Source organism: Streptomyces sp. NPDC107521 (assembly GCF_055598485.1).
In genome coordinates this window covers 175,539-199,204 of sequence record NZ_JBVKAT010000012.1, presented here as the reverse complement: position 1 = coordinate 199,204, position 23,666 = coordinate 175,539, and the positions used below count along the sequence as shown (strand labels likewise).

Below are 23,666 nucleotides of genomic sequence, written 5' to 3'. Positions count from 1 at the left end.
GTACGGGACACGCGGAGCACCGGGTGACGCGGTTGTCCACAACCGCGCGTTGATCCACAGGCCCAGGCGGACCCGGCCGGAATCCGGCACGGTTTCCCCATGCGAACGGAGCGACGGACGGGTACGGCGGCACGGGGACGGACGCGAGCGGGGACGCGGGCACGGGGAGGGGGACGGGCGCGAGCGGGCGCATGGCTGCGGGCCCGGGCCCGGCCACGCGAGCAGCTCCGGGCCCGGCCTCGGGAACGGCTCCGGGAACGGCTCCGGCTCCTGGCTCGGGCCCGCGCGAGGCTCCGGTTCCTGGAGCGGGACCGCACCCGGGCACCGGCGGGGGCGCGGGCGCGACGAACGGTGGGCATGACGGGCGCGGTCGCGGGAGCGGCCGTGGCGCTGATCACCGCGGCGGGCGCGACCGCCCTGACGGCGACGGCCGAGGGGCCCGCGCGGGCCGAGGCGCCTGCGGGGTTGTGGGTGACCGCGGAGTCGGAGGCGGGTGCGAAGTCCGGGGTGCCTGCGGGCGCCGCGGCGGCCGGAGCCGCCGCGACCACGGGAATCGCCGGACCGGCGGCAGCCGCCGAGGACGCGGGAGTCGCCGGACCGGCGGGTGCGGCGGGTGCGGCGGGTGCGGCGGGTGCGGCGGGTGCGGCCGGAGCCGCTCGACGGCCCGTGCTGCCCGGGAGGGCGGCGCGGGGAGTGACGGAGGAGGGACCGGGGGGCGGGGTGGGGAGGGGGGAGGGGGAGGGGGTCCCCCGGGTGGCCCGGCTCTGGCCCGTCGGGACCCGCCCTCCGGTGCTGCGCGGCTGGGATCCCCCGGCGACGCCCTACGGCCCGGGGCACCGGGGTGTCGATCTGGCCGCGGCGGCGGGGGCGCCGGTACGGGCGGTGGCGGCGGGGCGGGTGACCTTCGCGGGGCGGGTGGCGGGGTACGGCGTGGTCTCGCTGGAGCTGGCCCGGACCGGTGAACCGCCGTTGCGCACGACCTTCGGGCCGGTCACGGCCTCGGTCGAGCGGGGCGCGACGGTTGCCGCCGGTGAGGTGCTGGGCAGGGTGGAGCCGGCGGGCCCGCACTGCGTGGGCTGTGTGCACTGGGGGCTGCTGCGCGGCGGCGCCTATCTGGATCCGCTGGCCCTGCTGCCTCCGTATCTGCTCAACGGCGGCCCGGCCCGGCTGCTGCCGGTGCTCGGCGTGCCCCTGCCCGGCGGCGGTGCCGCCTGAGGGCGGTGGCGCGGCGGCGCGCCGGCCGGGAGGGGGCGGGGGTTGACGGAGGTGGAGCGGGGTCAGCCGCTGACGCCTCGCAGGGCCATGGCGACGGCCGCCTCGGTGATCGCCGCCGGGTCCTCCGCCGCGCCGAGTTCGAGCCGGCGCACGGCCGCGTCGACGACGCCCTGGAGCAGCATGGCGGCGAGCCTCGGTTCGGTGTGGCCCATGTCGGCCAGGGCCTCGACGATCAGGACGATCAGGCCGCCGTGCGCGGCGCGGATCTTCTCGCGGGCTCCGGCGTCCAGTTCGCTCGCGGAGATCGCCACGACGGCGCGGTGGCGCCGGTCCCCGACGAGTTCGAGTTGCTTGCGGACGTATGCCTCGGTCTTGCCCTCGGGTGTCGTGGCGCTCTCCATCGCCGCCTCGACCTCCGCGGCCCAGACGGGGAAGTCGACGGCGCACAGCTCCTCGACGACCGCCCCGCGCGAGCGGAAGTACTCGTAGACGGACGACCGGGCGAGGCCCGTGCGTTCCGCGAGGGCGGGGAAGGTCAGCGCCTCCGTCCCGCCGTCGGACAACAGGGAGCGTGCCGCGTCCAGCAGGGCGGCACGCTGCATCGACCGGTGCTCGGCCACGGAGGCCGCTCGAATCCTTGGCACGTCTCCACTGTACGGACGTGCCGCCGCCTGTGGGAGTCACCGGCCGTCCGGCGGGGCGTCGGTGCAGGTCAGCGGCCGAAGCCTGCCAGCTTGGCGCGTAGCTGGAGGACGGACTTGGTGTGGATCTGGCTGACCCGGCTCTCCGTGACGCCGAGTACGTGGCCGATCTCGGCGAGGGTGAGCCCCTCGTAGTAGTAGAGGGTGACGACGGTCTTCTCCCGCTCGGGCAGGGTGTTGATCGCCCGGGCGAGGAACCGCCGCAGTTCCCGGTCCTCGGCCACCTCCACCGGGTTGTCGGCGGCGGTGTCCTCCAGGGTGTCCATGAGGCTGAGCCGGTCCCCGCCCTCGCCGCCGGCGTGCAGCAGCTCCTCCAGGGCGACGACGTTGGCCAGTGAGAGTTGGCTGAAAACCGCGTGGAGGTCCTCCACGGCGATGCCCATCTCGGCGGCGACCTCGCCCTCCGAGGGGGTGCGCCGGTGCCGTGCCTCCAGGGTGGCGTAGGCGCGCTCGACGTTGCGAGCCTTCTGTCGTACGGAGCGGGGGATCCAGTCCAGGGCCCGCAGTTCGTCGATCATCGCGCCCCGGATGCGGGTGATCGCGTATGTCTCGAACTTGATCTCCCGGTCGAGGTCGAACTTCTCGATGGCGTCGATCAGTCCGAAGACGCCGGAGGAGACGAAGTCGGCCTGATCGACGTTGGACGGCAGCCCGACGCTGACCCGGCCGGCCACGTACTTCACGAGGGGCGAGTAGTGCAGGATCAGCTGTTCCCGCAGCCGTCCGTCCCCCGTCGCCTTGTACGACCGCCACAGCTCGTCGAGCGTCGAGGGGGCGGACGGTCGCGCGCTGCCACCGTCGCGGGCGGCTGGGGGGATCGCCGCCCGGTCGGACCCGGAGGTGTGCTGGGGCATTCGTCGCCTTGTGCCGTTCTGCCGTATGTGTGCGCCTGGGGAGGCCGCCGGTTCGCTGCCTGGTCGTCGCCTGTCTTCACGGGGGGTCTTCGTGAGCGTAGCGTGACTGAGCCGTCGCGGTGTGCGAAGAGTCACTCGGGAGCGGTGCGCAGATACGTTCCGCTGGGCGCCCCCCAGCGAGGATGATGATCAACCCGGATGATCACTCGAACACCTCAACTGCGGTCATTCACAAGGGTGTCGGGGTTCCCCCGGACGGCCGAACACGCTCCGTCAACGCGGATCGTGGCCGCCTCGAACGGAGATCATCGTCTGGCGTGTCAACTTCCAGTCGTCGCCGTGTCGTTCGACGTAACCGAGTGCTCGAAGCTCGTACAGTCTCGCGACGGCGTCGTCCGGTGCCGTCCCGGCGCCGCGGGCGATCTCGGCGGCCGGTACCGCTCCCCGCGCGGGGAGCGCGGCCAGTACCTGCCGGGTGCCGGCCTCCAGCAGGTCGGTGGGGAGGACGGGGCCGCGCCGTTCGGGGGCCAGCTCGCCCATGCCGCCGACCAGTTCGGTGATCTCGTCGGCGTCGGTGACGAGGACGGCCTCGCCGCGCAGCAGTTCGTGGACGCCCGCGGAGAGCCCGCTGGTGGCCGGTCCCGGGACGCCCATGACGTGCCTGCCGAGGCGGGCGGCGGCGCGCGCGGTGACCAGGGAGCCGCTGCGGTGGGCGGCCTCGACGACCACGGTGCCCCGGGTGAGCGCGGCGATCACGCGGTTGCGCAGGACGAATCGGCTGGGGGTGGGGTGGTCGCCGGGCGGCAGTTCGCCCAGGACGAGCCCCTGCTCCGCGATGCGGGTGAGCAGGGCGGTGTGGCCGGGCGGGTAGGGCCGGTCGACACCGCAGGCGAGGACGGCGGCGGTGGCCCCGCCCGCGCCGAGGGCGCCGCGGTGGGCGGCGCCGTCCACGCCGTAGGCGCCGCCGGAGACGACGACCCAGCCGCGTTCGGCGAGGCCGGCGGCGAGGGTGGCGGCCATGTGGGCGCCGTACTCGGTGCAGGCGCGGGCGCCGACGACGGCCACGGAGCGCAGCGCCCAGACCCGGAGGCCGGGCCGGCCGCGCACCCAGAGTCCGAGCGGCCGGGCGTCGCCGAGGTCGTCGAGCTGGCGGGGCCATTCGGCGTCGCCCGGTGCGACGAACCGCACGCCCGCCTCCCGGGCCGTCGCCAGGTCGCCCCGCGGGTCGGCCGCGGCGGCGCGGGCGCGGAGCCCTGACCACCGCTTCCGGGTGACGCCCGGCAGTGCCCGGCCGGGGCCGAGGAGGCACCGCACGACATCGGGGGCTCCCCGTTCGCGCACCCATCGTCCGCCGGTCGCGTCGCCGGGTTCGAGGACGCGGGTGAGGAGGACCCTGGCGAGCCTCTCCCCGTCGGCCGCGCCGTCGCGGTCCGGTGCTCCTCCCCCGCAGGGCGGGAGCGCGCCGCGCCACGGGGTCCCGGTGGCGCCGGTCCCGTCCCGCGCTCCGGGTGCTCCGAGGGCATCCGTCGCTCCCGTCGCCCCGGCCGAGCCCGTCGGGTCGCCGTCGGCCGTCATACCGGGGCCCCGATGGCCATGGGGACGCCCCTCGGGACGCCGGTGCGGAGCTGGAGGGCCAGCCCCACGTCCGTCGCGTCGGGGCGGCCGTGGCCGACGAGGTCCGCCACGGTCCAGGCGACGCGCAGGACCCGGTCGAGTCCCCGGGCGGTGAGGACCCCCCGTTCGAGGCAGCGCTCGGCCTCGTCCAGGGCGCCGGGGGCCGGGTGCCAGGTGCCGCGCAGCTCCCGGCCCGGGACCTCGCTGTTGGCGCGCCACGGGGTGCCCGCGAGCCGGGCCGCCGCCCGGTCCCGGGCCGCCCGTACCCGGTCGGCGACGGTCGCTGTGGAGTCCCCGGGGCCACCGCGGCCGGCCAGCTCGGCGCGGGTGACGCGGTTCACCTCGACGCGCAGGTCGACCCGGTCGAGCAGCGGGCCGGAGAGCCGGGCCTGGTAGCGGCGGACGGCGGCCGGGGAGCACTCGCACAGCTCGCCCCGGCGGGAGAAGCGCCCGCACGGGCACGGGTTGGCGGCGAGCACCATGAGGAACCGCGCCGGGTAGCGCACCATGCCCGCGCTGCGCGCGATCACGATGTGGCCCGCCTCCAGCGGCTGGCGCAGGGCGTCCAGGACGCGGCCGCTGAATTCCGGGGTCTCGTCAAGAAAGAGCACGCCCCGGTGGGCCAGGGAGACCGCGCCGGGCCGCGCGGCTCCCGGGCCGCCGCCGACGAGGGCCTGCATCGTGGCGGAGTGGTGCGGGGCGCAGTACGGCGCGGTGTCGATCAGGGGCTTGCCCGGGGGCAGCAGCCCGGCCACCGAGTGCACCGCGGTGACCTCCAGGGAGGCGGCGCGGTCGAGCCGGGGCAGGACGGCGGGCAGTCGTTCCGCGAGCATCGTCTTGCCGGCTCCGGGCGGGCCCTCCAAAAAAAGGTGATGGCCGCCGGCCGCGGCGACCTCCAGCGCGGTGCGCGCGGCGGTCTGGCCGACGACGTCGGCGAGGTCGTGCCCGGTGTCGTGCTGTGCCGCGGCCCCGCCGTACATGCCGGTGGCGGCGCCCGTGCCGGGCATCCGCAGTCCGGCCAGCAGCGGGTCGGGGCGGCCCTGCTGGTCCGGGGGCTCCTCGGGCACCGGTTCGTCGGCGAGGACGGCGATGAGCTGGCGGAGGCTGCGCACGCCGAGGACGGAGACGCCGGGGACCAGGGACGCCTCGGCGGCGGCGCTCTCGGGCACGACGACCTGTTCGTATCCGGCGTCGGCGGCCGCCAGTACCGCCGGGAGGATGCCCCGTACCGGGCGCACCCTGCCGTCCAGGCCCAGCTCCCCGATCATCACGATGTCGGCCAGGATCCGGGGGTCGACGCGCTCGGTGGCGCCGAGCACGGCGGCGGCGACGGCGATGTCGAAGCCGCTGCCGCTCTTGGGCACGGAGGCCGGGCTGAGCCCCACGGTGAGCTTCTTCTGGGGCCACTCAGCGCCGGAGTTGACGACGGCGGCCCTCACCCGGTCGCGGCTCTCGGTGAGGCTCTTGTCGGGCAGCCCCACCAGGGTGAAGGCCGCGACCCCCGGTTCCAGGTCGGCCTGGACCTCGACGAGCACGCCCTCGACGCCGACCAGGGCGACGGAGCAGGTGCGGGCGAATCCCATCACGCCACCCCCCGCGCGTGCTCGACGACGGGGGCGCCGCGGCGGGGCAGGAGAACGCCGACGAGGTCGATGCGGACGCCGCCGGGCGGGGCTCCGCCGTGGGTCTGGATCCATCGTTCGGCGAGCTGCCGCAGCCGTCGCGCCTTGCCGGGGGTGACCGCGGCCATGGGGTGTTCGAACCATCCCGTCCTGCGGGTCTTGACCTCGCAGACGACGAGGGTGTCGCCCTCCCGGGCCACGATGTCGATCTCGCCGGTCCGCCCGCACCGCCAGTTGCGGTCGATCACGGTCATCCCGGCTTCGCCCAGCCGGCGGGCGGCGAGCTTCTCGCCGTACTGTCCCAGGGCACCTCGTGCGTTCATGTCGGCACCACCTCCGGCGCCAACGATGCGGGGCTTCCGGCGGGCCTGTGGATCTTGGTGGACAGCGGGCGGGTTGTGGAAAACTCCGCCACTCCTCCGGGTGATTCTCACCCTCTTCCGAGGGAATCCCGGGCGCCGCGAGGACCGGCCCGGTCAGGTGGCGGCACCGACGGTGCCGCCCCCGGCCGGCACCTCACACAGCCGCACCGCGCCACCGCGCCACCGCGCCACCGCGCCACCGCGCCACCGCGCCACCGCGCCACCGCGCCACCGGCAGCATGCCGGTCACCGCCATGCCGCCCGCGCCGACGGCGGCGGCATCGGCGCCCCACCGGCAGGCGCACCACCGTCACCCGTGTCCGCACCCCGCCCCGGCGCCGCCGGACCCACGCCCCGGTGCGCCGCCCCGCGTCACCCGCCGGGCAGCTCCAGATCGCTCTTGTTCAGCTCCTCGATGTTGACGTCCTTGAACGTCAGGACCCGCACCTGCTTCACGAACCGGGCCGGGCGGTACATGTCCCACACCCAGGCGTCGGCCATGGTGACCTCGAAGAACACCTCGCCCTGGACCGAGTGCACCTGCATCTCGTAGTCGTTGGTGAGGTAGAAGCGCCGCTCGGTCTCGATCACGTATGTGAACAGTCCGACGACATCGCGGTACTCCCGGTAGAGCTTCAGCTCCATCTCGGTCTCGTACTTCTCGAGGTCCTCGGCGCTCATGGCATGTTCCCCTTCAGCCGTGCGGTCCCCCCATTGTGCGCCAGCCCACTGGGCCCCTAGACGATTTCGGTGTCCAGGGTCAGCGGGCCGGCCGGAGGACCTTCGTCGAGCAGCGTGCGCAGCAGCCCGGCGAGTCTGGTCGGATACACCGTCTCATGTGCCCGGGTCAATTCCCGACACGTCCACCAGCGGGCTCCGGCGACGCTGCGCCGCTCCAGTTCGGTCAGCGCGGTGGGCCGGGTCTCGGTCCGGGTGGTGCGGGCGAGGTAGTACCACTCGTCCTGGTCCCAGCGGCGTCCGGCGAACGGGAAGGAGCAGCGGCGCCGCCACAGCACGGGGCCGAACGCGGCGTCGGTGATGCCGGTCTCCTCGGCCAGTTCGCGGCGGGCGGCCTGTTCGTGGGTCTCGTCGCCCTCCAGGCCGCCGCCGGGGGTGAACCACCAGTCGTCGGCGGGGTCGTCCGGTTCGTGGCCGTGGAGCAGGAGGATGCGGTCGTGCGGGTCGAGGAGGACCACGCGGGCGACCCGGCGCAGTCCGCCCCGGTAGTCGTCGTCGGCCCCGGCGGGGAGCGGTTCAGGCGGCACGGCCGGGCTCCGTCCCGGTCCGGGCGCGGGCGGCGGCGCGCCGGGCGACCGGGCCGTGGGCGGCGCCGGCGAGGATCAGCACGGCGCCGGCGGCGATCAGGGCCACGACGGTGCGCAGCGGTCCGGGCGGGGAGAGGCCGCCGAGCGCGGCGAAGCCGCCCGGCCGTTCCAGCATGCCTTTCATGGGCCAGACCACGGCGTCCACGCGGGCGTCGACGGCGTCCCGGGCGACGGTGCCGACGGCGGCGTCGGTGAGGTGGGCGGTGGAGTCCACGGAGTTGCCGCGTTCGTCGCCGAGGAGGAAGAGGCGTCCTTCGGGCACGGTCACGGTGGGGAAGCCGGTGATCTCGGCGGGCCGTCCGGCGGGCAGGTAGGTCTCCTCGACGGCCCTGCCGTTGACCTCCAGCCTGCCCTCGCGGCAGCAGGAGACGGTGTCGCCGCCGACGGCGACGACGCGCTTGACCATGGGCACGTTGGCCCAGGTGGTGTCCTGGAAGACGACCACGTCGCCGCGGCGGACCTCGGTGCCGTCGACGCGCTGGGCCAGGACGCGGTCGCCGGCGTCGATGGTCGGCGCCATCGAGCTGGTCGGGACGGTGTAGGGCTGGTAGACGACGGCGCCCCAGACGAAGCCGCCGAGGAAGAGGGCGAGGCCCAGTGCGACGGCCAGTCCGGAGAGCCGCCGCCCGGTCCGGCTCCCGGCCGGGTTCCCGTGCGTGCCGCCGCCTCGCGACGCCGTCTCCGTCGTGCTCTCGCCACCCATGGACCCGCACCCTACCCGTCGGTACCGGGGCCGGGCAGCCCCTTCGGGTTCATGGGCCACCGCCGGGACCGGCGGCCGGGGCCGGGGGCGGCCGGCGGCCCGGGATCGCGTGGCGGCTCCCGGAGGCCGGGGCGCGCGCTGCGGCGGCGGGGGGCCGCCACGGCTCAGGGGGCGGCCCCGGATCGCGGGGCGCGGACGACCGGACGGGCTGCCGGACCGCGGGGCGGCCGGGCGACCGGGCGGTCCGGTGCACGGGCTGCCGGACCGCGGGGATGCGGACGGCGCGGGCCGCGGGGATGCCGGACCGTTCCCCGCCCGGAGGGGCAGGGCGCCGCCCCGGGCGGGTCAGCGGGTGACGGCCGGGCCCTTGCGGCGGCGCCACCAGACGACCGGGACCACTCCGGCGAGGGCGAGGCCCTGCGGGGCGACGGTCAGCGCGGCCGCGGCGGCCCGGTCCTTGAGCCCGGGCTGGTCGAAGGTGTCGGGGACCGGCAGGGTGCTCCAGTGGCCGATGGGCCAGGCGACGACGACGGCGCGGCCGACGACCTCCTTGACCGGGACCATGCCGCTGTACTTGTCGGCCTGGTTGTAGCGGGAGTCGGCCGAGTTCTGCCGGTGGTCGCCCATGACCCAGAGGAAGCCGTCGGGGACCTTCACCTTGAACTGGCCGCCCTGGTCGTCGACACTGCACGGGGTGTTGCCGGCGTAGACGTAGGGCTCGTCGAGGGCGACGCCGTTGACCTTCAGCGGGCCGGTCTTGTTGCACTCGACGGTGTCGCCGCCGACCCCGATGACCCGCTTGATCAGGTCCTTCTCGTCGGCCGACGGCATCAGGCCGATCCAGCTCAGGAAGGTCTGCAGCCCGTTCTGGTCGGGCGTGGGCTCGCCCGCCAGCCACTGGTCGGGGTCGTGGAAGACGATGACCTCGCCGCGCTCGGGCTCCGAGCCGAACCACGGGGTGAGCTTGTCGACCAGGACCCGGTCGCCGATGGTGAGGGTGTTCTGCATCGACGCGGACGGGATGGAGAACGCCTGCACCAGGAAGGTCTTGATCAGCAGCGCGAGCACCAGCGCGATGCCGATGAGGATCGGGAGCTCCTTCCAGAAGGAGCGCGGTGCGTCACCGCGGGGCGGTTTCTTCCCGCGGGTCCTCCCCGGTGTCCCGTCGCCGTCGGGTCCGTCGTGCTGTTCGTCCGTCACACTGCCGTCCTCGAGGGTCCCGGGGGCGTTCCCCGGGGCCGGGGCGCCGTCCGTCACCGGGCCGGACGCGTGCGCAGGGCGTTCGCGGTCCTCTTCGCCGTCGTGTCCGGACCGTGCGCCAACCGCCACATCCCCCACGCCAACTCCTCACTCTCTGCCGCCGCCCGCCCCGTACGCGGTGCAGGCCCACCACTCCCATAACGAGCGGGAGTTCCGCAGGGATCGGGAGTCGATTCGTCGCGTTCCGGTGGAGCGCGTTCCGATGGTAGGGGGCAACCCTATGCGACGGGGCGGGGGCGGCCGTCGAGGCGGCGCCCGCGTCGGCCACGGAGGCGAAGGCGTCCCGTTCGCCCAGGGTCCTCCAGTGGCCGAACGGCCAGGCCACGACGACGGCCCGGCCCACCACGCCGTCGACGGGGACGGTGCCCGAGTCGGCGCCCTGGTGGGCGCGGGAGTCGGCCGAATTGGACCGGTGGTCGCCCATCACCCACAGCCGCCCCTCGGGGACGACGACGTCGAAGGGGGTCTGGGAGGGCGCGTCGCCCGGGTACAGGTAGTCCTCGTCCAGGGGGACGCCGTTGACGGTGATCCGGCCCCGTTCGTCGCAGCACCGGACGTGGTCGCCGCCGACGCCGACGACGCGTTTGATGAGGTCCTGTTCGTCGTCGGAGGGCAGCAGTCCGATGAAGGTGAGGCCCTGCTTGATCTGCCGGACGACGACGGGGTCGTCGTCGCCGCCGGAGGGCCCCTCGCCGCCGAGCCAGCCGCCGGGGTCGCGGAAGACGACGACGTCGCCGCGCCGGGGCTCGGACCCGAACCAGGGGGTGAGCTTGTCCACGAGGACGCGGTCGCCGATCCGGATCGTCTGTTCCATGGAGCCGGAGGGGATCACGAAGGCCTGGACGAGGAAGGTCTTCAGGATCAGGGCCATGAGCACGGCGACGCCGAGGAAGAGGGGGATCTCCCGGACCGCTCCGCGCCGTCGGCGGCGTCTGACCTTGCGCTGGAGCCTGCGGCGTTCGGCGCGGGTGCGGCCGTCGGCCGGGGTCTCGCTGTGCCAGCGCGCGCCCGGCGCCGGTGTCCGCCCGGTCGGGGCGGGGGCGCGGCGCGGGCGGCCCCGGCTACCCATTCCCGCTCCGGTCGGCGGGCCCGGGCACCCGCGCGTAGGCGTCGGGGCGGTCGAGGCCGGTGGCGTGTCCGAAGGGCCAGACGATCCAGTCGGCGCGGCCGATGACGGAGTCCACCGGCACCATGCCGCCGCCGGGTGAGCCGAGGTGGTCGCGGGAGTCGCTGGAGGCGGCGCGGTGGTCGCCGAGGACGAAGAGGCTGCCGTCGGGCACGACGACGTCGAAGCGCGCGTCGGACGGGCTGTCGCCGGGGTGCAGGAAGGCCGACTCGTCGGTGGACCGGCCGTTGATCCGGAGCCTGCCGTCGCGGTCGCAGCAGATCACCCGGTCACCGCCGACGCCGACGACGCGTTTGATGTAGTCACCGGCGCCGAAGCGCCCGGTGCCGTCGAAGACGACGATGTCGCCGCGGCGCGGGGTGCTCCCGAAGCGGTAGGCGACCTTGTTGACGAGGACCCGGTCGCCGATCCTCAGCCCGGGTTCCATGGAGCCGCTGGGGATCTGGAAGGGCCGCAGGACGAAGGTGGTCAGCAGCAGGAGGCAGACCATCGCGGCGAGCAGGGCGACGGTGATCCGGCCGCCGGGCACCCATTCCCGGATCCGGCCGGAGAACGCGGAACGCGACCGCGCCTCCGGGCCCCCCCGGTCCGAGCGGTGCTCGGCCGGGACGGGGCGGGAGGAGCGGTCGCGCTCCGTTTGCTGTGCTTCGGTGTCCATCGGGGCCCGATGCTATCGGGCCCCGAACCGGACGCTCCGGCGCGCTCAGCTCTCGCGCTTCTCCTTGATCTTCGCGGCCTTGCCGCGAAGCTCGCGCAGGTAGTAGAGCTTGGCGCGGCGGACGTCACCGCGGGTGACCAGCTCGATCTTCTCGACGATCGGGGTGTGCACCGGGAAGGTGCGCTCGACGCCGACGGAGAAGGAGACCTTGCGGACCGTGAAGGTCTCACGGACGCCGGAGCCCTGGCGGCGGATCACGACGCCCTTGAACTGCTGCACACGGGAGCGGTTGCCCTCGATGACGCGGACGTGCACGTTGACGGTGTCGCCGGGGCGGAAGGCCGGGACGTCGCTGCGCAGCGACGCGGCGTCGACGGTGTCGAGCAGGTGGGACATGTCTTCTGCTTTCCTCGCTGATGCCACAGGTCATCAACGGAAACTAGTCATACGGTCGGATGTGCTGTGCGGATCGGGGCGGACGTCGTCTCCCCCCGTGGCAGGGGCGCACGCCGGACCGGCACACAACAGCGGCCTATTCTTCCACGCCGTCGGTCCTGCGCCAAAATCGGCCGTACGGCTCCCCGTCCGGGTCGGGGCTCCAGCCCAGGATGGAGAGCATCTCGCGGTCCTTCTTGTCGAGCGTGCCGGGGGCGCAGCGCTCGATCAGGTCGGGCCGGTTGACGGTGGTGCGGCGCAGGGTCTCGTCACGGCGCCAGCGGGCGATCCTGCCGTGGTGGCCGCTGAGCAGCACCTCGGGGATGTCCCGGTCGCGCCACACGGGCGGCTTGGTGTAGACGGGCCCCTCCAGGAGGCCGGCCATGGCGCCGGGGGCGAAGGAGTCGTCCCGGTGGGACTCGGCGTTGCCGAGGACGCCGGGCAGCAGCCGGGCCACGGCCTCGGTGATGACCAGGACGGCCGCCTCGCCGCCGGCGAGGACGTAGTCGCCGATGGACACCTCGTACACAGGCATCCGGGTGGCGTACTCGTCGACGACCCGGCGGTCGATGCCCTCGTAGCGGGCCGGGGTGAAGATCAGCCAGGGGTGCCCGGAGAGGTGGAGGGCGAGCTCCTGGGTGAAGGGACGGCCGCTGGGGGTGGGGACGACGAGGGCGGGTCCGCCGGCGCCCGTCTCGTAGCCGTCGGCGAGGACGGTGTCGAGGGCCTCGCCCCAGGGCCCGGTCTTCATGACCATGCCGGGGCCGCCGCCGTACGGGGTGTCGTCGACGGTGTTGTGCCGGTCGTGGGTCCATGCGCGCAGGTCGTGCACCCGGACGTCGAGCCGGCCGCGGGCGCGGGCCTTGCCGACGAGGGAGACGTTCAGCGGTTCGAGGTACTCGGGGAAGATCGTGACGACGTCGAGCCGCATTACGCCCGCGCCTCCGGCCCGCCCGGTGCCCCGGCCCCGCCCGGCCCGGCCGGTCCGTCCGGCTGCTCCGGCCCGTCCGCCGCCGTCCGCTCCCCCGGTCCGTCCGGCGTCCGCGCGGAGGCGATCTCGGCGCGGTCGTCGATCAGGCCGGGCGGCGGGTCGATGACGGCGCGCTGGGCGTCGAGGTCGATGGCGGTGACGATCTCGGAGACGAACGGCACGTAGACCTCGCTGCCGTCGGGCCGCTCCACCACGAAGAGGTCCTGGGAGGGCAGGTGCGAGATCTCGGTGATCCGGCCGACCTCGGTGCCGTCCGCGGTCACCACGTCGAGGTCCATGAGCTGGTGGTCGTAGTACTCGTCCTCGTCCTCGGGCCGCTCGTCGGGGTCGACGTCGGCGATGAGGAGGATGTTGCGCAGCGCCTCGGCGCCGGTGCGGTCGTGGACGCCCGCGAAGCGCAGCAGGAGCCGGCCGCTGTGCACCCGGCCGGTCTCGATGGTCAGCGGCCCGGCGGAGGCGGGGTCGGTGGCGAGGACGGCGCCGGGCCCGAGCCGCAGCTCCGGTTCGTCGGTGCGGACCTCGACGGTCACCTCGCCCCTGATGCCGTGGGCGCGGCCGATGCGCGCTACTACCAGCTGCACTGTGCTTGCTCTCCTGTCGTACGACTGCGGGCCGGGGACGGCCCTGTGGCCCTCCCCGGCCCGAGCCGGTGCTGCGGTGCGAAGCGTCAGCGGACGTGGTCCACGTCGACGAGGTCGACCCGGACGCCGCGTCCGCCGATGGCACCCACGACGGTGCGCAGAGCGCGTGCGGTGCGGCCGTTGCGGCCGATCACCTTGCCGAGGTCGTCCGGGTGGACCCGGACCTCCAGCACACGCCCGCGGCGCAGGTTGCGCGAGGCGACCTGCACATCGTCGGGGTTGTCGACGATGCCTTTCACGAGGTGCTCCAGAGCCTCCTCAAGCACGCTCAGGCCTCGGTCGACTCAGACGCGGCGGACTCGGCGGCGGCCTCGTCCTTCTTGTCGGTCTTCTTCTTCTGGGTGATGGCCTCGCCCTTGCCGTCGGCGTCGCCGCCGAGCGCCTCGAAGGACGGACGGGCCGGCTTCTCGGCGCGCTGGAGCAGCGGCGCGGGGGCGGGCTCGCCCTTGAACTTCTGCCAGTCGCCGGTCTTCTTCAGGATGGCGAGGACGGGCTCGGTGGGCTGGGCGCCGACACGGAGCCAGTACGCCACGCGGTCCGCGTCGACCTCCATCACCGACGGGTTGTACGTCGGGTGGTACTTGCCGATCTCCTCGATGGCCCGGCCGTCACGGCGGGTACGGGAGTCGGCGACGACGATGCGGTAGTGGGGCGAACGGATCTTGCCCAGACGCTTCAGCTTGATCTTGACTGCCACGGGAGTGGACTCTCCTGTTTTTGACGTGGTTGGGCACGACGGATGTGCCGCGTGGGGTTGCGGTACCCGAGTGCCCGATGGACGCGTCAGCCGGAGGAGAGAGGGGTCCTGTGCGACTGTCGAGTACAGCTAGCCATTGTGCCACACCCGCCGGGTCGTCCCGGCCGGGGCCCCGGGCAGGGGGAAGCGGCACCCGGGGGCCGTTTCCGGCCGTCCGGGCGCCGCTCGGGCCGGAGACACCGCGATCCGGCTGCCACGAGCAGCCGGATCGTCAGCCCACCCCGGCGCCGACCACCTCCGGGATGCGGAACGGCTTGCCGCACCCGCCGCACACGATGGGCGCCTGGGCGAGGACCGACGGGACGACCCGCACGTTGCGGCCGCAGTCGCAGACCGCCTTCACCCGGACCCCGCCGCCGGAGGAGCCGTGGCGGGCGGCCGGACCGCGGAAGCTGCGGGCCGAGTCGGCCGCGGTGGCCGCGGAGTGGGCCTTGAGCGCGCGCTGGAGGCGCTCGATCGTCGGGCGGTAGCGGCGCTTCGCGTCGGAACTGAGGGTGACCAGTGAGAAGCCGCTGCTGGGATGCGGCTCCTCGGGATGGTCCAGGCCCAGCTCCTCGGCGATCGCGAGGAAGCGTCGGTTGTGGTAGCGGCCGGCGCGGGAGGTGTCACGCACTCCGCGGGCGGCGGCGATGCCGTGGACTGCCTCATGGAGCAGTCGTTCGAAGGAGAGTTCGTGCCCGCAGGCGGACGACGACTCTCCGATCAGGGACTCGGGGGCGGCAAGATCGGGCAGCTCGGGGTGGTGCCGCTGAATGTCGGCCCACGCCTGCGCCAGCTCTGCGGCGAGTACAGGTGGTGTCGTGCTCACGTAATGACAACGAGCCGGGGTGCCCCTGTGTTCCTATTCCGGGCATCCCAAATAATTTGCCCGTACCCGTCAGTTGCCCCTGTTGGGTCACGACGCGGGCGGGTGCGCTGATCTGCGGAGAAGCGGCGCAGCTCGTGGCAAGCCGGTGCGTACCGAGACGTAGGCGCCGGTGCGTCCCACCCGTTCGCGCGCCGGGGCACGGAGTGCGCCGGGGGCGCAAGGGGTCTTTCGGCCACGCGTCGGCCGGATCCGCGGGGCTCCGTCCGGCCGGCGCCGGAGGCCCCGCCGCCGACCGGCCGGTGACGGTCCGCCCGTCCCGTCGGACGGTGCGGCTGCGGAAACGGTTTCCGCGACGTTACCCGGTGCGCCCCCGGCGTCCGGCACCGGGTCCTCCCCGTTTTTCCGGAAAGAGGGATTCCGCCCGGCCCCGGGCCTCCGGGCGGCGCGGCCGGGGCCGCCGGGCCGGTTCCGCCGCCGTTCACCCGGCGCGGCCCCGCCCTCCGGGCCCTTCCTCTAGGGTGATCCACCGTCCCGGGCAGGACACATCCGCACACAGGAGCCGCCGTGCCGCACCACCCGACCGCGCCCCGTCGCGCCGCACCCGCCGGCGCCCCCGCCCCCGCCCTGGCCCTGGCCCTGGCCCTGGCCCTCGCACTGGCTCTGAGCGCCTGCGGCGGCGGGGACGACGACGCGCGGGGCACCGGCGACGCGCGGGTGTCGGCCCAGGAGGCCCCGCCCCCCGCCTCCGGGGGGCGCCCCGCCCAGGGCGAGAGCGTCACCGGCGCCGTCGTCGAGGCGCCGGGCCGGGTCACCTACGAGGTCCTGGCCCAGCGGGTCGAGGTGGGCGGCCCGGCCGCGGCCGCGGAGGCGGTGGCCGATCCCGCGGACGCCCGGGGCAGGGTGCTCGCGGTGGCGTACGTCCGCTACACCCACCGCGCGGGACCGCCGCTCACCGCCGTCCCCGGGGTGCGGGACACCACCGCCGTGTTCGCCGACGGGGAGCGCGGCGGCCTCCTCGCCGGGGCCCCCGGGTCCGCCCCGGGCTGCGAGGACCCCTACGGGGTGACGGGCTGGGAACGGGACGAGAGCCATGTCTTCTGCGCCGCGTACCTCGTCCCGGCGGACGCGGGGAGCATCGAGGTCCACTGGTCGGACGAGGGCGGGAACCCCTTCGTCTGGACCTTCCCGCAGGGCTGAGCCGAGGTCCCGGCCGGGCCGGGGACCGTGGGCACGGGGGGTGCGCACGGCCGCCCGGCCCGGCCGCCCGGCAGCCCCGGCCGACCCGAACGACCCCGCCTCCGCCGACCCCGCCGACCCCGCCGACGGCACCCTCCGCCGAGGGGGCACCGGTCACTCCCCCGGGTCCTCCTTCGCGAGCCGGGGCACCCCGGCGATCCGGTAGGCGTCCGCCTCGTCCAGCGTCTCCTCGGCCAGCAGCGCCTCGGCCAGCGCGTCCAGACGGGCGCGGTGCTCGCGCAGCTTGTGCACGGCCTCCGCGTAGCACTCGTCGACCACCCGGCGCATCTCCCCGTCGATGGCGTCGAGGGTGGCCGGGGCCGCCGCCAGCCCGTACGCCTGCTGGGCGTCGCCGGGGAGGGCGGAGAGCCTGCCGACCCGCGCGCTCATGCCCCAGCGGCCGACCATGCCGCGGGCGATGCCGGTGACCTGCTCCAGATCGCTCTCCGAGCCGGTGGTGATCACGTCGTACACCACGTGCTCCGCGGCCATCCCGCCGAGGGCGCCGATGATCCGGCCGCGCAGGTACTCCTCCGTGTACGCGTACTTGTCGGCGTCCGGCGTGGAGAGCGTCACGCCGAGCGCCCGGCCGCGCGGCACGATGGTGATCTTGCGGACGGGGTCGGCGCCCGGCTGGAGCATGCCCAGCAGGGCGTGGCCGCTCTCGTGGTAGGCGGTGCGCCGACGCTCCTCCAGCGGCATCACCAGCGGGCGTTCGGCGCCGAGCTGCACCTTCTCCAGGGCCTCGGACAGGTCGCCCTGGGTCACCCGGTCCTGCTTCCGCTTGACCGCGAGGAGGGCGGCCTCGTTGGCGAGGTTGGCCAGTTCGGCGCCGGTCATGCCCGGGGTGGTGCGGGCGACCTGGGCGAGGTCGACGTCGGGGGCGAGGGGGATCTCGCGGGTGTGGATGGCGAGGATGGCCTCCCGGCCGTCCCGGTCCGGGGGCGAGACGGTGACGACCCGGTCGAAGCGGCCGGGGCGGGTCAGCGCGGGGTCCAGGATGTCGGCGCGGTTGGTGGCCGCGATGACGACGACGCCCTCCGAGCCGGAGAAGCCGTCCATCTCGGTGAGGATCTGGTTGAGGGTCTGCTCGCGCTCGTCGTGGCCGCCCATGCCGGAGCCGCCGCCGCGGGCCCGGCCGATGGTGTCGATCTCGTCGATGAAGATGATCGACGGCGCCACCTTGCGGGCCTCGGCGAACAGCTCCCGCACCCGGGAGGCGCCCACGCCCACGATCATCTCGATGAACTCGGAGGCGGAGGCCGAGAAGAACGGCACCCCCGCCTCCCCGGCGACGGCGCGGGCCAGCAGGGTCTTGCCGGTGCCGGGCGGTCCGGTGAGCAGGACGCCCCGGGGCATCTTGGCGCCCATGCGGCGGTAGGCGTCGGGGTTCTTCAGGAAGTCGACGACGTCGTTCAGCTCGCCCTCGACCTCGTCGATCCCGGCCACGTCGGCGAAGGTGGTGCGCGGTTTCCCCGGCTCCAGCTCGACCGGCCTGGGCGGGGCCTTGCGGCCGAGCATCCCGCCCGCTCCGCCGCCCATGGCGCGGCTCATCCGCCGGGCGATGAAGATCCACAGGGCGACCAGGAGCAGCATCGGGGCCAGTGAGATCAGCAGGTTGGAGAGGAAGCTGCGGTGCTGGACGACGGGCTCGGCCGTGACGGTGACGTGGTGCCGGGTCAGCTCCTCCCAGAGCCGGTCGTCGGCGAAGGTCGGCCGCTCGGTCTGGAACTTGGTGTAGGTGCCGTCGCCGCCGGGCCGGTCCCGGGCCTTCTTGAGCTGGCCCTGGATGGCGTCGCCCTTGGCGTAGATCCGGCTGACGTTGCCCTCGTCGACCTGCTTGCTGAACTCCGTGTAGGAGATGGTCGGTTCGCCGCCCTCGTTGAAGAAGGAGAGGACGAGGTTGGCGATCAGGTAGACGGCCAGGGCGGCGATGATCAGGCTCCACCAGCCGCCGCGCATCCGCCGTCCGCCGCCGGGCGGGGGCTTCGGCGGTTCGTCGGGCGTGCCCTCGGTGCGCCAGGGCGGCTCGGCGGCCTTGCGCGGCGGGGAGGGGTTGGTCATATCCGGACGGTACGACAGGAAAGCCCCACCGGCATGCGCGTGGATGCCCCGGGGGCCGCCCCGGCCCGCCGCCCTCCCGGGGGTGTCCGGACCACCGCGCACCCACCCGGCGGGGCCCGCCCCCCGTCACCGCGTACGCCCCTGGGGGCGCCCCGCGGAGAGCGGGCGCCCCCAGGGGCGTACGGAGTGCGGACGGCGGCGGGCGGACCGTCAGCCCATGAACTTCTTGAACTCGTCCGGCAGCTCGAAGTCCTGGCCGCCCTGCTGCGGCAGGCCGAGCGCACCGCCGGACTGGGCGGCGGCGGCGCGGCGGGCGGCCTCCTCCTGCTCCTGCTGCTTGCGCTTCATCGGGTTGCCGGAGCGCTGCTTGCCCTTGGCCTTCTTGGGCTGCTTCTTCGTCCGGCCCGGACCGCCGCCCATGCCCGGCATCCCCGGCATCCCGGGCATGCCGCCGCCCTGGGCCATCCGGGACATCATCTTGCGGGCCTCGAAGAACCGCTCGACCAGCGACTTCACGGCGCTGACCTCGACGCCGGAGCCCTTGGCGATACGGGCGCGGCGGGAGCCGTTGATGATCGTCGGGTCGTGGCGCTCGCCCGGGGTCATCGACTTGATGATCGCGGCGGTGCGGTCGACGTCCCGCTCGTCGAGGTTGCTGATCTGGTCCTTGATCTGGCCCATGCCGGGCAGCATGCCGAGCAGCTTGGAGATGCTGCCCATCTTCCTGACCTGCTCCATCTGGGCCAGGAAGTCGTCCAGGGTGAAGTCCTGGCCCTTCTTGGACGCCAGCTTGGAGGCCATCTTCTCGGCCTCTTCCTGGCTGAACGTCTTCTCCGCCTGCTCGATCAGGGTGAGCAGGTCACCCATGTCGAGGATGCGGGAGGCCATCCGGTCGGGGTGGAAGGCGTCGAAGTCGTCGAGCTTCTCGCCGTTGGAGGCGAACATGATCGGCTTGCCGGTGACCGAGGCGATCGACAGGGCGGCACCGCCGCGGGCGTCGCCGTCGAGCTTGGAGAGGACCACGCCGTCGAAGCCGACGCCGTCGCGGAAGGCCTCGGCGGTGTTGACGGCGTCCTGGCCGATCATGGCGTCGACGACGAAGAGGATCTCGTCGGGACGGACCGCGTCGCGGATGTCGGCGGCCTGCCGCATCAGCTCCTGGTCGATGCCGAGGCGGCCGGCGGTGTCGACGATGACGATGTCGTGGACCCGGGACTTCGCGAACTCGACGGAGTCCTTGGCGACCTTCACCGGGTCGCCCACGCCGTTGCCCGGCTCGGGGGCGTAGACGGCGACGCCGGCGCGCTCGGCGACGACGCTGAGCTGGTTGACGGCGTTGGGGCGCTGGAGGTCGCAGGCGACCAGCAGCGGGGAGTGGCCCTGGTCCTTGAGCCACTTGCCGAGCTTGCCCGCGAGGGTGGTCTTGCCCGCGCCCTGGAGGCCCGCGAGCATGATCACGGTGGGGGGCTGCTTGGCGAAGCGCAGGCGCCGGGTCTCGCCGCCGAGGATGCCGGTCAGCTCGTCATTGACGATCTTGACGAACTGCTGGGCGGGGTTGAGGGCCTTGGAGACCTCCGAGCCCAGCGCCCTCTCCTTGACGCTCCGGATGAAGGTGCGGACGACCGGCAGGGCCACGTCCGCTTCCAGGAGGGCGACCCGGATGTCGCGCGCCGTGGCGTCGATGTCCGCTTCGGACAGCCGTCCCTTGCCACGCAGGTTCTTGAACGTCGCTGAGAGGCGGTCGGAGAGAGTATCGAACACGGCGGCGTCGGTCCTCGGAGTCGGGGGCGTTCTGGGCTGCCCTCCAGGGTATCCGTCCCGGCGAGCAAATCCTCCCCGCCCGGTGACCCCGGTGGCCGCCGGGGCCCGCGGCCCGGGGCCGCGGGCGCCCCACCGGCCCCGCAGGGCCCGGGCGCCCGGGCCCCCGGGCGGTGGCGGGGTCAGCCGCCGGCCGGCCTGCCCGCCGGTTCCGGCTCGGGGGCCGCGGCCGTCACCGGGGCGGCGGGCCGGGCCCCCGGACGGACGGCGGGCCGGGCGGCGGGAGTGTCCGCTCCCTCGAAGTCGTAGGCGTCCTCGGCGTGTTCGGCCCGGTCGAGACCCGCGGCCCCGGTCTCCGCCGGGACCCGCATCCCGATGGTGCGGTCCAGCAGCAGGGCGAGGGCGGCGGAGGCGGCCAGGGAGTAGGCGAGGACGCCCAGGACCCCGGCGCACTGCTTCCAGAGCTGCCCGGCCCCGCCTCCGTAGAGGAGCCCGGTGGCGGCGGACTGCCCCTCGCCGGTGGCGAGCAGGCCGACGAGCAGGGAGCCGACGATCCCGCCGACGAGGTGGACGCCGACCACGTCGAGGGAGTCGTCGTGGCCGAAGCGGTGCTTGAGGCCGACGGCCATGGCGCACAGCACCCCGGCGGCGGCGCCGACGGCGAGCGCGCCGAGCGGGGAGACCGCGCCCCCGGCCGGGGTGATCGCGACGAGCCCGGCGACGGCCCCGGAGGCGGCGCCGAGGCTGGTGCAGGCGCCGCGGCGGATCCGGTCGTGGGCGAGCCAGGCCAGCATGGCGGCGCCGCTGGCGACCTGGGTGTTGACGGTCATCAGGGCGCCGACGCCGTCGTCGTTGCCGAGCCCCGACCCGGCGTTGAAGCCGAACCAGCCGAACCAGAGCAGGCCGGTGCCCAGCATGACCAGCGGGAGGCTGTGCGGACGGGCGGACCGCGCGGGGAACCCGTCCCGGCGGCCGACGACGAGGACCACGGCGAGCGCGGCGGCCCCGGCGTTGATGTGCACAGCGGTGCCTCCGGCGAAGTCGATCACGCCGAGTTCGCGGGCCCAGCCCCCGGCCCCCCAGACCCAGTGGGCGACGGGGAAGTACACGGCGGTGGCCCACAGGGCGACGAAGAGGGTCCAGGCGCCGAACCGGACCCGGTCCGCGAGGGCGCCGCTGATCAGGGCGGGGGTGAGGACGGCGAACATGAGCTGGAAGACGAGGAAGGCGAGGACGGGCACGTCCCCGCCGTCCCACAGCTCCCCCGGCGCGATGCCGGAGAGGCCGAGCCACTCGGGGTTCCAGCCGATCAGGGACCCGGTGTCGGGGCCGAAGGCCAGGGAGAAGCCGTAGAGCACCCACAGCGCGCTGACGACGCCGAGACCGACGAAGCTCATCATCAGCATGTTCAGGGTGCTCCTGGCGCGGACCATGCCGCCGTGGAAGAGGGCCAGGGCCGGGGTCATGAGCATCACCAGGGCGGAGCAGAGGAGCAGGAACCCGGTGTTGGCGGCGGAGAGCCGCGGTTCCGCGGCGAACAGGGCGGCTGAGGTCATCGGCGTCTCCTCGTCGTCGGTACGGCCCGGGGCGGGTCCCCGGCGAGGGGCGGTGGGCCGTTACGGACGAGCGTGACGCGGCCCGGTTTCGGTCCGCGGCTCCGGGTGTTTCCCGCCGGTGACGGGTGCGGCGCCCGTGTTTCGCCCCGGTGAACGCACGGGGGCGGCCGGGGGCGGAGGGCGGCCGGGGAAGGGGGTGGCCCTGGACCGGGACGGCGGCCGGGGCGGGCCGGGCCCCGTGGGCGCGGCGCCGTCCGGTGCGGACGGGAACCGGCCGCGGCGGCCTCCGAATGACCTGGCATGGGGGAGCCGAGTCGGGCTGTTCCGGGAGGTCCGGCCGCGGCCGGGGCTGGTGGGGTCAGACCGCCTCGGCGGTCTCCGGCAGTTCGGCGGCGAGCCGCTCGGTGAGGTCGACGACCTCACCCAGGTCGCCGAAGTCGCGTGCGGCGGTGTCGACGGTCTTGCGGATGCGGGTGGTGACGCGTTCGGAGCGGACCTTCTTGGCGATCCGCAGGGCCTCGGTGGCGAGGACGGCGCTCTCCTCGGGCTCCCGGCGCAGCAGGTGCACCGTGGCCATGCCGATCAGGTTGAGCGCGTACGAGCGCTGGTGCTCCTCGTCCCGGGAGAACAGGTCGACGGCGCGCCGCATCAGGGGCTCGGCCAGGGAGGCGTAGGCGGGGCTGCGGCCGGCGACGTAGGCGAGGTCGCGGAAGGAGTGGCTGTTCTCGCCGTGCAGTTCGGCCTCGGAGAAGAAACGGATCCAGTCGGGCTCGGGCTCAAGGGCGTCGTCGGCGTCGGCGAAGGTGTCCTCCGCCATGCGCACGGCGCGTTTGCAGCGGCCGGGGCGGCCCATGTTGGCGTAGGCGCGGGCCTCCATGGCGTAGAGCATCGCCTGGGTGCGGGGCCCGGCGCAGTCGCGGCTGCCGTACTGGGCGAGGTGGATCAGCTCCAGGGCGTCGTCGGGCCGCCCGAGGTGGATCATCTGGCGGCTCATGCTGGAGAGGATGTACGAGCCGAGCGGCCGGTCCCCCGCCTCCTTGGCGGCGTGCAGGGCGAGCACGAAGTACTTCTGCGCGGTGGGCTGGAGCCCCACGTCGTACGACATCCAGCCGGCGAGCTCGGCCAGCTCGGCGGCGACCTTGAACAGCTTGGCGCGGGTGGTCCCGCTGTGCGGTTCCTGGAGGAGGTCGGTCACCTCGTGGAGCTGGCCGACGACGGCCTTGCGGCGCAGTCCGCCGCCGCACTGGGCGTCCCAGCGGCGGAACATCACGGCGGTGGACTCCAGCAGCTCCAGCTCGGGGCCGGAGAGCCTGCCGCGGGAGCGGGAGGCGGGCGCGGGGTCGGGCTCGGCCGGGGCGGGCGGCGAGGGGACCAGCCAGCGCTGCATGGGCTCGATGAGGCCGGGTCCCGCGGACAGGGCCAGCGAGGAGCCGAGGAAGCCGCGCCGGGCCAGCATCAGGTCGCTGCGGGAGAACTCGCTGAGCAGGGCCACGGTCTGCGGCCCCGTCCAGGGCAGGTCGACGCCGGTGGCGGAGGGGACGGGGCGGGAGGCGCGCAGGCCGAGGTCCTCGACGGAGACCACGACGCCGAAGCGTTCGGAGAACAGCTCGGCGAGGATGCCGGGGATGGGCTCGCGCGGGTTCTCCCCGTCGAGCCAGCGGCGCACGCGGGAGGTGTCGGTGGAGATGTGGTTGGCACCGAGCCCGCGGGCCCGGCGGTTGACCTGGCGGGCCAGCTCGCCCTTGGACCAGCCGCTGCGCGCGAACCAGGAGGTGAGCAGCTCGTTGGGGCGCTTCCCGGAGGGCGCGGCGCTGCCCGCGCCCGTACCGCTTCCGCCGTTGCCGCTCACTGGAACGCCCCCATCCCTGAGACCACCTGTACGCCGAGTGCGCCAAGCCTTACCAGAATGCCGGTGGCGGTGACCGTCCGTCCGGTGTGTGTCACCCCCCGAACGGAATGTCGGGTTGCCCGCGGCATACG

23 protein-coding genes are annotated in these 23,666 nt (G+C 74.5%); 2 read left to right on the top strand and 21 right to left on the bottom strand.

Features of this window, described 5'->3' with window-relative positions; translation table 11 throughout:
• Nucleotides 1–693: 693 nt before the first annotated feature.
• The gene (locus tag ACZ7LB_RS19775; protein ID WP_471469760.1) at nt 694–1,215 is read left to right on the top strand and encodes a peptidoglycan DD-metalloendopeptidase family protein; all 522 of its coding nucleotides are present in this window, start codon (nt 694–696) and stop codon (nt 1,213–1,215) included.
• 62 nt (nt 1,216–1,277) lie between these two features.
• On the opposite strand, the gene ACZ7LB_RS19770 is transcribed toward ACZ7LB_RS19775, so the two are convergent.
• From ACZ7LB_RS19770 to ACZ7LB_RS19690, 17 genes are all read right to left on the bottom strand, one after another.
• Nucleotides 1,278–1,835 (bottom strand): TetR/AcrR family transcriptional regulator, encoded by a 558-nt coding sequence (locus ACZ7LB_RS19770; RefSeq protein ID WP_161225576.1) that lies wholly within the window; start codon nt 1,833–1,835, stop codon nt 1,278–1,280.
• Between the two features lie 92 nt (nt 1,836–1,927).
• Entirely contained in the window at nt 1,928–2,770 is an 843-nt protein-coding gene (whiG, locus tag ACZ7LB_RS19765; RefSeq protein ID WP_471469758.1) for an RNA polymerase sigma factor WhiG, read from the bottom strand.
• A gap of 273 nt (nt 2,771–3,043) precedes the next feature.
• A complete protein-coding gene (dprA, locus tag ACZ7LB_RS19760; RefSeq protein ID WP_471469757.1) occupies nt 3,044–4,345 on the bottom strand; it encodes a DNA-processing protein DprA in 1,302 nt (433 codons plus the stop codon).
• On the bottom strand, nt 4,342–5,967 hold the full coding sequence (locus tag ACZ7LB_RS19755) for a YifB family Mg chelatase-like AAA ATPase (protein WP_471469756.1): 1,626 nt from the start codon (nt 5,965–5,967) through the stop codon (nt 4,342–4,344). Before ACZ7LB_RS19755 ends, dprA begins: the two co-directional genes overlap by 4 nt.
• Nucleotides 5,967–6,329 (bottom strand): YraN family protein, encoded by a 363-nt coding sequence (locus tag ACZ7LB_RS19750; RefSeq protein WP_265296245.1) that lies wholly within the window; start codon nt 6,327–6,329, stop codon nt 5,967–5,969. Before ACZ7LB_RS19750 ends, ACZ7LB_RS19755 begins: the two co-directional genes overlap by 1 nt.
• Before the next feature lie 411 nt (nt 6,330–6,740).
• Nucleotides 6,741–7,049 (bottom strand): DUF2469 domain-containing protein, encoded by a 309-nt coding sequence (locus ACZ7LB_RS19745; protein ID WP_161225568.1) that lies wholly within the window; start codon nt 7,047–7,049, stop codon nt 6,741–6,743.
• A 56-nt stretch (nt 7,050–7,105) separates the two neighbouring features.
• Nucleotides 7,106–7,633 carry an NUDIX hydrolase gene (locus ACZ7LB_RS19740; protein ID WP_471469755.1) on the bottom strand — a complete coding sequence of 176 codons (528 nt, stop codon included), beginning with the start codon at nt 7,631–7,633 and terminating at the stop codon, nt 7,106–7,108.
• A complete protein-coding gene (gene lepB, locus ACZ7LB_RS19735; protein WP_471469753.1) occupies nt 7,623–8,396 on the bottom strand; it encodes a signal peptidase I in 774 nt (257 codons plus the stop codon). The genes ACZ7LB_RS19740 and lepB (ACZ7LB_RS19735) overlap by 11 nt, the downstream gene beginning before the upstream one ends.
• 345 nt (nt 8,397–8,741) lie before the next feature.
• Complete coding sequence (lepB, locus tag ACZ7LB_RS19730; RefSeq protein WP_471469751.1) at nt 8,742–9,596, bottom strand: signal peptidase I; 855 nt, start codon at nt 9,594–9,596, stop codon at nt 8,742–8,744.
• Nucleotides 9,517–10,725 carry a signal peptidase I gene (gene lepB, locus ACZ7LB_RS19725; RefSeq protein ID WP_471469749.1) on the bottom strand — a complete coding sequence of 403 codons (1,209 nt, stop codon included), beginning with the start codon at nt 10,723–10,725 and terminating at the stop codon, nt 9,517–9,519. Before lepB (ACZ7LB_RS19725) ends, lepB (ACZ7LB_RS19730) begins: the two co-directional genes overlap by 80 nt.
• Nucleotides 10,718–11,440 (bottom strand): signal peptidase I, encoded by a 723-nt coding sequence (gene lepB, locus ACZ7LB_RS19720; protein WP_471469748.1) that lies wholly within the window; start codon nt 11,438–11,440, stop codon nt 10,718–10,720. The genes lepB (ACZ7LB_RS19725) and lepB (ACZ7LB_RS19720) overlap by 8 nt, the downstream gene beginning before the upstream one ends.
• Before the next feature lie 45 nt (nt 11,441–11,485).
• The gene (gene rplS / locus ACZ7LB_RS19715) at nt 11,486–11,836 is read right to left on the bottom strand and encodes a 50S ribosomal protein L19 (RefSeq protein WP_161225563.1); all 351 of its coding nucleotides are present in this window, start codon (nt 11,834–11,836) and stop codon (nt 11,486–11,488) included.
• 136 nt (nt 11,837–11,972) lie between these two features.
• Nucleotides 11,973–12,806: a tRNA (guanosine(37)-N1)-methyltransferase TrmD gene (gene trmD, locus ACZ7LB_RS19710; RefSeq protein WP_471469746.1), complete on the bottom strand. Its 834-nt coding sequence runs from the start codon at nt 12,804–12,806 to the stop codon at nt 11,973–11,975.
• The gene (rimM, locus tag ACZ7LB_RS19705; RefSeq protein ID WP_471469744.1) at nt 12,806–13,447 is read right to left on the bottom strand and encodes a ribosome maturation factor RimM; all 642 of its coding nucleotides are present in this window, start codon (nt 13,445–13,447) and stop codon (nt 12,806–12,808) included. Before rimM ends, trmD begins: the two co-directional genes overlap by 1 nt.
• Before the next feature lie 86 nt (nt 13,448–13,533).
• Nucleotides 13,534–13,773, bottom strand: a complete 240-nt coding sequence (locus ACZ7LB_RS19700; RefSeq protein ID WP_003973401.1) for an RNA-binding protein — start codon at nt 13,771–13,773, stop codon at nt 13,534–13,536.
• A gap of 2 nt (nt 13,774–13,775) precedes the next feature.
• Complete coding sequence (gene rpsP / locus ACZ7LB_RS19695) at nt 13,776–14,204, bottom strand: 30S ribosomal protein S16 (RefSeq protein ID WP_471469742.1); 429 nt, start codon at nt 14,202–14,204, stop codon at nt 13,776–13,778.
• Between the two features lie 271 nt (nt 14,205–14,475).
• On the bottom strand, nt 14,476–15,072 hold the full coding sequence (locus ACZ7LB_RS19690; RefSeq protein ID WP_471469741.1) for a hypothetical protein: 597 nt from the start codon (nt 15,070–15,072) through the stop codon (nt 14,476–14,478).
• A 564-nt stretch (nt 15,073–15,636) separates the two neighbouring features.
• On the opposite strand from ACZ7LB_RS19690, the gene ACZ7LB_RS19685 reads away from it, so the two are divergent.
• Nucleotides 15,637–16,269 carry a hypothetical protein gene (locus tag ACZ7LB_RS19685; protein WP_471469739.1) on the top strand — a complete coding sequence of 211 codons (633 nt, stop codon included), beginning with the start codon at nt 15,637–15,639 and terminating at the stop codon, nt 16,267–16,269.
• 153 nt (nt 16,270–16,422) lie between these two features.
• Here ACZ7LB_RS19685 and ftsH read toward each other — a convergent pair whose 3' ends face one another.
• From ftsH to nsdA, 4 genes are all read right to left on the bottom strand, one after another.
• Nucleotides 16,423–18,372, bottom strand: a complete 1,950-nt coding sequence (gene ftsH / locus ACZ7LB_RS19680; protein ID WP_471469738.1) for an ATP-dependent zinc metalloprotease FtsH — start codon at nt 18,370–18,372, stop codon at nt 16,423–16,425.
• Nucleotides 18,373–18,582: 210 nt separating this feature from the next.
• Complete coding sequence (ffh, locus tag ACZ7LB_RS19675; protein ID WP_471469736.1) at nt 18,583–20,133, bottom strand: signal recognition particle protein; 1,551 nt, start codon at nt 20,131–20,133, stop codon at nt 18,583–18,585.
• Between the two features lie 179 nt (nt 20,134–20,312).
• Complete coding sequence (locus ACZ7LB_RS19670; protein ID WP_471469735.1) at nt 20,313–21,686, bottom strand: ammonium transporter; 1,374 nt, start codon at nt 21,684–21,686, stop codon at nt 20,313–20,315.
• Between the two features lie 358 nt (nt 21,687–22,044).
• The gene (gene nsdA, locus ACZ7LB_RS19665; protein ID WP_471469734.1) at nt 22,045–23,535 is read right to left on the bottom strand and encodes a transcriptional repressor NsdA; all 1,491 of its coding nucleotides are present in this window, start codon (nt 23,533–23,535) and stop codon (nt 22,045–22,047) included.
• Nucleotides 23,536–23,666 lie beyond the last annotated feature (131 nt).